We start from the raw sequence: 7,451 nt of genomic DNA, 5'->3' as shown, positions 1-7,451 counted from the left end.
CCATCCCCACGCCCATCGCGATGAACGGCAGCACCAGCCGCCAGATCGGCGTCGTCGGCGTCATCTCGACCGACAACCAGGTCAGCGCGATCGCCAGCGCCGAGAAGCCGAACCCGACGATCGGTCTCGGGTGCTCGCGGTCGACGAGCTTGCCGACGAACGGCGCCAGCACACCCGTCGCGATCGCCATCGGCGCCATCAACAGTGCGGCCCGCGTCGGCGACAACCCGCACACCGCCTGCGCGTAGAACATGACCGGCACCACCATCGCCGTCACCGCGAAGCCGATCACCGCGATGCCTACGTTGGAGAGGCTGAAGTCGTTGTCGCGGAAGATGTTCAGTGGGATGAGGGGTTCTTTGGGGTTGACCGCCTGCCAGTAGATGAAGCCCGCGACGCACGCCGCCCCTGCGGCCATCATGGCCCAGATCCACGGCGCCCAGTCGTGCGACTGACCCTCCTGCAGCGCGAACACGACGAGGAACATCCCTGCGCCGGACAGCACCACCCCGATGACGTCGAAGTCGTGCATCTCGGTGGGCATGGCGGGAACCAGGTAGTAGGCCAGTCCAAGTCCGATGATGCCGATCGGCACGTTGACGATGAAGATCCATTGCCAGCCAAGCCCGTCGACCAGGACTCCGCCTGCCAGCGGTCCGACGAGGGTCGCCACCCCCGCGGTCGCGCCCCACACACTCAGCGCCACGCCGCGGCGCTCGGGCGGGAAGATCCGGGTGATCGTCGACAGTGTCTGCGGGGTGAGCAGCGCCGCGCCAAGCCCCTGCACGACGCGGGCCGCGATGAGCGTCTCGATGCTGCCCGCCAGGCCGCACCACAGCGAGGCGGCAGTGAACACGGCCAACCCGACGAGGTAGAGGTTCTTCGGCCCGAAGCGGTCGCCGAGCCTGCCGGCCAACAGCAGCGGTACGGCATAGGCCAGCAGGTACGCGCTGGTCACCCAGATCACCGCGTCGAAGTCCGCGCCGAGGTGGTCCATGATCGACGGATTGGCCACCGAGACGATCGTCGCGTCGACCAGGATCATGAAGAAACCGACCAGAAGCGCCCACAGCGCGTGCCACGGGTTGGTCGCAGCCTTCGGTGGAGCCGGTCTGCCGAGCGCTCGCTGACCCGAGGTCATCGCCGCACCCGGGTCGGCGCGCGACGCGGCACGACCCGCGCCGTGGCGACGCGGGGTGCGTGCGGAGGAACCAGCTGGGGAAGCACTGTCTGCAATATCTACTCGGCCATGCGTAACGACGCTGTCCAGCCGACGCTACGGACCCGCCCCAATCCCGACAAGTCGGACGACTCAGTCCCGACGGGTCAGACGATGCCCATCACGCAGGGTCGGCGACCAGTCCGACCGCGCCGGCATCGCCGTCGCCCGGATTCCGCACACCGGCCGCGAGCAGCGCCAGCAGCGCGATCACCACGCCGGTCGTCATGACCACGGCAAGGGCCAGCTCGTCGTTGCCGAGCACGCCCACCAGCGGCGCCACCGCAGCGCCAAGGCCGAACTGCGCAGCACCCAGCAACGCCGCCGAGGTGCCCGACGCTTCCGAATGACGGGACAGTGCCAACGCAGGCGCGTTGGGGATGACCAGGCCCATTGCCGCGAGGATCGCCCAGACCGGCACGACGAACGCGGGAAGCCCGCCGACGCCCGCCGCGGCCAACCCGACGAACGCTGCCCCGAACAGCGACGAGGCGACAAGCGCCCAGACCACGATCGTCGCAGGGGTGAACCGCCGCAGCAGGACGACGTTGAACTGCGTCGCACCGATCAGCGCCACCGCGCCCGCGCCGAAGACCAGGGCGAACTCCTGCTGGTCAAGGCCGTAGCGGTTCTGCAGCACGAACGACGCCCCTGCGATGTAGGCGAACAGCCCGGACATGCTCAGCGCGGCGACGAGCACCAGGACGACGAACCGCATGTCGCGGAGCAGTTCGCCGTAGGTGGCGAGGATCCCCTTCACCTTCAGGGGCCTGCGGTGCGACTGCGGCAGCGTCTCCGGCAGGGCAAGCACGGCGAGCAGCAGCAGTAGGCCTGCAAGCACCACCAGGACGGCGAACACCCAGTGCCAGGACGCCTTCAGCAGGACCGCCGCGCCCAGCGAAGGGGCCACCACGGGGGCTACCCCGAGTACGAGCATCAACCGGGACATCACCGTGGCGGCCGCCGACTCGGCGAACAGGTCACCGACGATCGCGATGGCGACCACCATCGCGGCGGCCGCGCCAACGCCCTGCAGGGAACGGGCCACGCCGAGCACGATGATGTTGGGCGCCAGGATGCACATCACCGAGGCCAGCATGTGCAGCACGATGCCTGCCATCAGCGGGCGGCGGCGGCCCAGCGAGTCGGACAGTGGGCCGATGACGAGCTGACCCAGCGCCAAGCCCGCGAGCGTGCCGGTCAGCGTCAGCTGAGCCACCGACGACGACACCGACAGTTCGTCGGCGATGCGCGGGAGCGCAGGCAGGTACATGTCGATCGTCAGCGGGCCCAACGCGACCAGCAGACCGAGCACCACGATCATCCGGGTCCTACTCGGCCCCGGATTGGTTTGCGACCGGGTATCTACTGCCACGGTGTCTGCGCTCCTGAGGTCCACGTTGGGCGATGATGCCATGAAAATGATTAGCACCGCGTATCAATATTTTCTTCCCGAGTGGTACGGCAGGCACCGGAACGTGACCGCCGTCACCGTGGGGCACCCCGCGACCATCGGCGATCGTTGTAGACGCAGTAGCCTGAGAACCAGGTTGCACGCCATAGGGAGGCCCAACGAATGAGCGCTCGTTCCAGCGCCAAGAGCCGAGTGCCAGCGGTCGGCAAGGACTCAGCCGACCACCCGAGCGCGGCGGCCAGGGCCCTGTCGCAGATCATCGAACGCGGGGCGCGCGTGCAGGCGCCCGCCGTCAAGGCCTATGTCGAACGACTCCGTGAGCACGACCCGGAGGCGACGCCCGCCGAGATCGTCGCCAAGCTCGAGAAGTACTACCTCGCCGCGGTGATGGCCAGCGGTGCCGCCGTCGGTTCCGCCGCTGCGTTCCCGGGGATCGGCACGCTCGTCGCGCTGTCGGCGGTGGCCGGTGAGACGGTGGTGTTCCTTGAGGCGACGGCCGTGTTCGTGCTCGCCACCGCCGAGGTGTACGGCATCCCCGCCGACCACAGGGAGCGCCGCCGCGCGCTGGTGCTGGCCGTGTTGGTCGGCGAGGACGGCAAGCACGCCGTTGCGGACCTGATCGGGGCTGGCCGCACCAGCGGCGCGTGGATCGCCGACGGCGCGGCGTCGCTGCCGCTGCCCGCGGTCTCCCAGCTCAACTCGCGGCTGCTGAAGTACTTCGTCAAGCGCTACACCCTCAAGCGCGGGGCGATCGCGTTCGGCAAGCTGCTGCCCGTCGGCATCGGCGCCGTCGTCGGCGGCGTCGGCAACCGGGTGATGGGTCGCAAGATCATCGCCAACGCCCGGCAGGCGTTCGGCAACCCGCCGCCGCGCTGGCCGTCGACGCTGCACGTGCTGCCCGCGCCGCAGCAGTAGCCGGGCCGGGAGTGCCCGCACGACGAACATCACGAGGAACACAATGATCACAAGCCCGTTGCCGTGGTCTGCTCGTGTCCCGAGGGATAGCCTTTATTCGGCACGAGCGCGGGCAAGCGCACAGAGGAAGTCAGCGAGCGAACAACCCGCTCGCCGGGGCAGAAGGAAACGAGGCGAGTAGCTGCCGTGAGCAGTTCACCTTCACCATTCGGACAGAACGAGTGGCTGGTCGAGGAGATGTACCGCAAATTCCGAGAGGATCCCTCTTCGGTAGATCCGAGTTGGCACGAGTTCCTCGTCGACTACTCCCCCGAACCGGCCACGGACACAACGGCTTCGAACGGCAAGGGTCAGCCGACCGCACCGCCGACGCCTGCCCCCGCGCCGTCCCCGGCAGCGACGGCGCCCGCCCCGGCACCGGCCGCGCCTGCGGCGGCCGAGCCCGCCAAGCCCGCACCCGAGCCCGCCAAGCCCAAGGCCGCCGCAGGACCTCCGCCCGCCGAGGGTGACGAGTCGGCGGTGTTGCGCGGCGCCGCGGCTGCGGTCGTCAAGAACATGAATGCGTCGCTGGACGTGCCGACGGCGACCAGCGTGCGGGCCATCCCGGCCAAGCTGTTGATCGACAACCGCGTCGTCATCAACAATCACCTCAAGCGGACCCGCGGCGGCAAGGTCTCGTTCACCCATCTGTTGGGCTACGCAATCGTCCAGGCAATCAAGAAGTTCCCGACGATGAACCGCCACTTCGCGGAGGTGGACGGCAAGCCGAACGTCATCACCCCGGCGCACACCAACCTGGGTCTGGCGATCGACCTGCAAGGCAAGGACGGCAACCGGCAGCTCGTCGTGGCGGCCATCAAGCGGTGCGAGACGATGCGCTTCGGCCAGTTCATCGCCGCCTACGAGGACATCGTGCGGCGGGCGCGCGACGGCAAGCTGACCGCCGAGGACTTCGCGGGTGTGACGGTCTCGCTGACCAACCCGGGCACCATCGGCACCGTCCACTCGGTGCCCCGACTCATGCGTGGCCAGGGCGCGATCATCGGCGCGGGCGCCATGGAGTACCCGGCGGAGTTCCAGGGCGCCAGCGAGGAGCGGATCTCCGAGCTCGGCGTCGGCAAGCTGATCACGCTCACGTCGACCTACGACCACCGGATCATCCAGGGTGCGGAGTCAGGCGACTTCCTGCGCACCATCCATCAGCTCCTGCTGTCCGACGACTTCTTCGACGAGATCTTCCGCGAGCTTGGCATCCCCTACGAGCCGGTCCGCTGGCGCATCGACAACCCCGACCCGATCGTCGACAAGAACGCGCGGATCATCGAGCTCATCGCGGCGTACCGCAACCGAGGCCACCTGATGGCCGACATCGACCCGCTGCGGTTGGACAAGACGCGGTTCCGCAGCCACCCCGACCTCGACGTGCTCACCCACGGCCTGACGCTGTGGGATCTGGACCGGGTGTTCAAGGTCGACGGGTTCGCGGGCGCCGAGTTCAAGAAGCTGCGCGACGTGCTGTCGGTGCTACGTGACGCGTACTGCCGCCACGTCGGCGTGGAGTACACCCACATCCTGGAACCCGAACAGCAGAAGTGGATTCAGGAGCGCGTCGAGGTCAAGCACGGCAAGCCGACCGTCGCCGAGCAGAAGTACATCTTGAGCAAGCTCAACGCGGCCGAGGCATTCGAGACGTTCCTACAGACCAAATACGTTGGGCAGAAGCGCTTCTCGCTTGAAGGCGCCGAGACCGTCATCCCGATGATGGACGCGGTGCTCGATCAGAGCGCCGAGCACGCGCTCGACGAAGTGGTGATTGGCATGCCCCACCGCGGCCGGCTCAACGTGCTGGCGAACATCGTCGGCAAGCCCTACTCGCAGATCTTCTCCGAGTTCGAGGGCAACCTGAACCCGTCGCAGGCACACGGCTCCGGTGACGTGAAGTACCACCTCGGCGCGAGCGGCAACTACCTGCAGATGTTCGGCGACAACGACATCGACGTGTCGCTGGTGGCCAACCCGAGCCACCTCGAGGCCGTCGACCCGGTGATGGAGGGCCTGGTCCGCGCCAAGCAGGATCTGCTCGACAAGGGCGATGGCCCTGACGGCTTCTCGGTGGTGCCGATGATGCTGCACGGCGACGCGGCGTTCGCCGGGCAGGGCGTGGTGGCCGAGACGCTGAACCTCGCGCTGCTGCGCGGGTACCGCACCGGCGGCACCATCCACATCGTCGTCAACAACCAGATCGGCTTCACCACGTCACCGCAGGACTCGCGCTCCAGCGAGTACTGCACCGACGTCGCGAAGATGGTCGGTGCGCCGATCTTCCACGTCAACGGCGACGACCCCGAGGCCGCTTCGTGGGTGGCCCGGCTGGCCGTGGACTTCCGTCAGCAGTTCAAGAAGGACGTCATCATCGACATGCTGTGCTACCGCCGTCGCGGGCACAACGAAGGTGACGACCCGTCGATGACGCAGCCGTACATGTACGACGTCATCGACACCAAGCGAGGCGTCCGCAAGACCTACACCGAGGCACTGATCGGTCGTGGCGACATCTCGATCAAGGAGGCCGAGGACGCCCTGCGCGACTACCAGGGCCAGCTCGAGCGGGTGTTCAACGAGGTCCGCGACGTCGAGAAGCACGACATCGAGCCCAGCGAATCGGTCGAGTCCGATCAGCAGCTGCCCGCGAAGCTGAGCACCGCCGTGGACAAGGCACTGCTCGCCAGGATCGGCGACGCGCACCTAGCGGTGCCAGACGGCTTCACCGTGCACCCCCGCGTCAAGCCGGTGCTGGAGAAGCGGCGCGAGATGGCCTACGAGGGCAAGGTGGACTGGGCCTTCGGTGAACTGCTCGCGCTCGGCACGCTGGTGGCGGAGGGCAAGCTGGTTCGGTTGTCCGGCCAGGACACCCGCCGCGGCACGTTCACGCAGCGCCACGCGGTGATCATCGACCGCAAGACCGGCGCCGAGTTCACGCCGCTGGAATTGCTGACCCTCAAGGAGGACGGCACGCCGACCGGTGGCAGGTTCATGGTCTACGACTCGGCATTGTCCGAGTACGCGGCAGTGGGCTTCGAGTACGGCTACTCCGTGGGCAACCAGGACGCAATGGTGTTGTGGGAAGCGCAATTCGGCGACTTCGTCAACGGAGCCCAGTCGATCATCGACGAGTTCATCAGCTCCGGTGAGGCCAAATGGGGCCAGCTGTCGGACGTCGTGCTGCTACTCCCCCACGGTCACGAAGGCCAGGGCCCCGACCACACGTCGGGTCGCATCGAACGGTTCCTGCAGGTGTGCGCCGAGGGCTCGATGACCGTCGCGATGCCGTCGACGCCTGCGAACTACTTCCACCTGTTGCGACGACACGGCATGGACGGGATTCACCGCCCGCTGATCGTCTTCACCCCGAAGTCGATGCTCCGCAACAAGGCCGCCGTCAGCGATATCCGCGACTTCACCGAGCAGAAGTTCCGCTCGATCCTCGAGGAGGCCACGTACGAGGACGGCGACGGCGACCGCTCGAAGGTGAAGCGGATCCTGCTGACCAGCGGCAAGATCTACTACGACCTGGCCGCCCGCAAGGCGAAGGACAACCGCGAAGACGTCGCCATCGTGCGCGTCGAGCAGCTCTACCCGCTGCCGAACCGGCGGCTCGCCGCCACCCTCGACGAGTATCCGAACGCCGAGCAGTTCCGCTGGGTGCAGGAGGAACCGGCCAACCAGGGGGCATGGCCGACGTTCGGGCTCTCGATGCCCGAGCTGCTACCGGACAAGCTGACCGGCATCAAGCGGATCTCCCGGCGGGCCATGTCGGCGCCGTCGTCGGGCAGCTCGAAGGTGCACGCCGTCGAACAGCAGGAGATCCTCGACGAGGCCTTCGCCCCGATCTAGGCCCTGTGG

At 67.7% G+C, this 7,451-nt stretch carries 4 protein-coding genes; 2 read left to right on the top strand and 2 right to left on the bottom strand.

Translation table 11 applies throughout. The annotated features are described in order from the left end of the window. Both QOC69_RS08940 and QOC69_RS08935 read right to left on the bottom strand, forming a co-directional pair. A partial coding sequence (locus tag QOC69_RS08940) for a DHA2 family efflux MFS transporter permease subunit (protein WP_526438489.1) occupies positions 1 to 1,141 on the bottom strand: 1,141 nt, incomplete at its 3' end. A 199-nt stretch (positions 1,142 to 1,340) separates the two neighbouring features. Next, positions 1,341 to 2,636, bottom strand: coding sequence for a multidrug effflux MFS transporter (locus QOC69_RS08935; protein WP_526438487.1), 1,296 nt, complete (start codon positions 2,634 to 2,636; stop codon positions 1,341 to 1,343). 159 nt (positions 2,637 to 2,795) lie between these two features. Between QOC69_RS08935 and QOC69_RS08930 the strand changes: the two genes are divergently transcribed. Both QOC69_RS08930 and QOC69_RS08925 read left to right on the top strand, forming a co-directional pair. Beyond that, a complete protein-coding gene (locus tag QOC69_RS08930; RefSeq protein WP_526438485.1) occupies positions 2,796 to 3,548 on the top strand; it encodes a hypothetical protein in 753 nt (250 codons plus the stop codon). Between the two features lie 186 nt (positions 3,549 to 3,734). Beyond that, positions 3,735 to 7,442, top strand: coding sequence for a multifunctional oxoglutarate decarboxylase/oxoglutarate dehydrogenase thiamine pyrophosphate-binding subunit/dihydrolipoyllysine-residue succinyltransferase subunit (locus QOC69_RS08925; RefSeq protein ID WP_526438483.1), 3,708 nt, complete (start codon positions 3,735 to 3,737; stop codon positions 7,440 to 7,442). Positions 7,443 to 7,451 lie beyond the last annotated feature (9 nt).

The organism is Mycobacterium sp., assembly GCF_032162105.1.
GTDB lineage: Bacteria > Actinomycetota > Actinomycetes > Mycobacteriales > Mycobacteriaceae > Mycobacterium.
This window is presented reverse-complemented; position numbering and strand designations above follow the sequence as displayed.

Bases quoted from the DNA above. Each gene is read 5' to 3' on its own strand.
- QOC69_RS08935 (WP_526438487.1), bottom strand. From the start codon at position 2,636: ATGGCATCATCGCCCAACGTGGACCTCAGGAGCGCAGACACCGTGGCA.
- QOC69_RS08930 (WP_526438485.1), top strand. From the start codon at position 2,796: ATGAGCGCTCGTTCCAGCGCCAAGAGCCGAGTGCCAGCGGTCGGCAAG.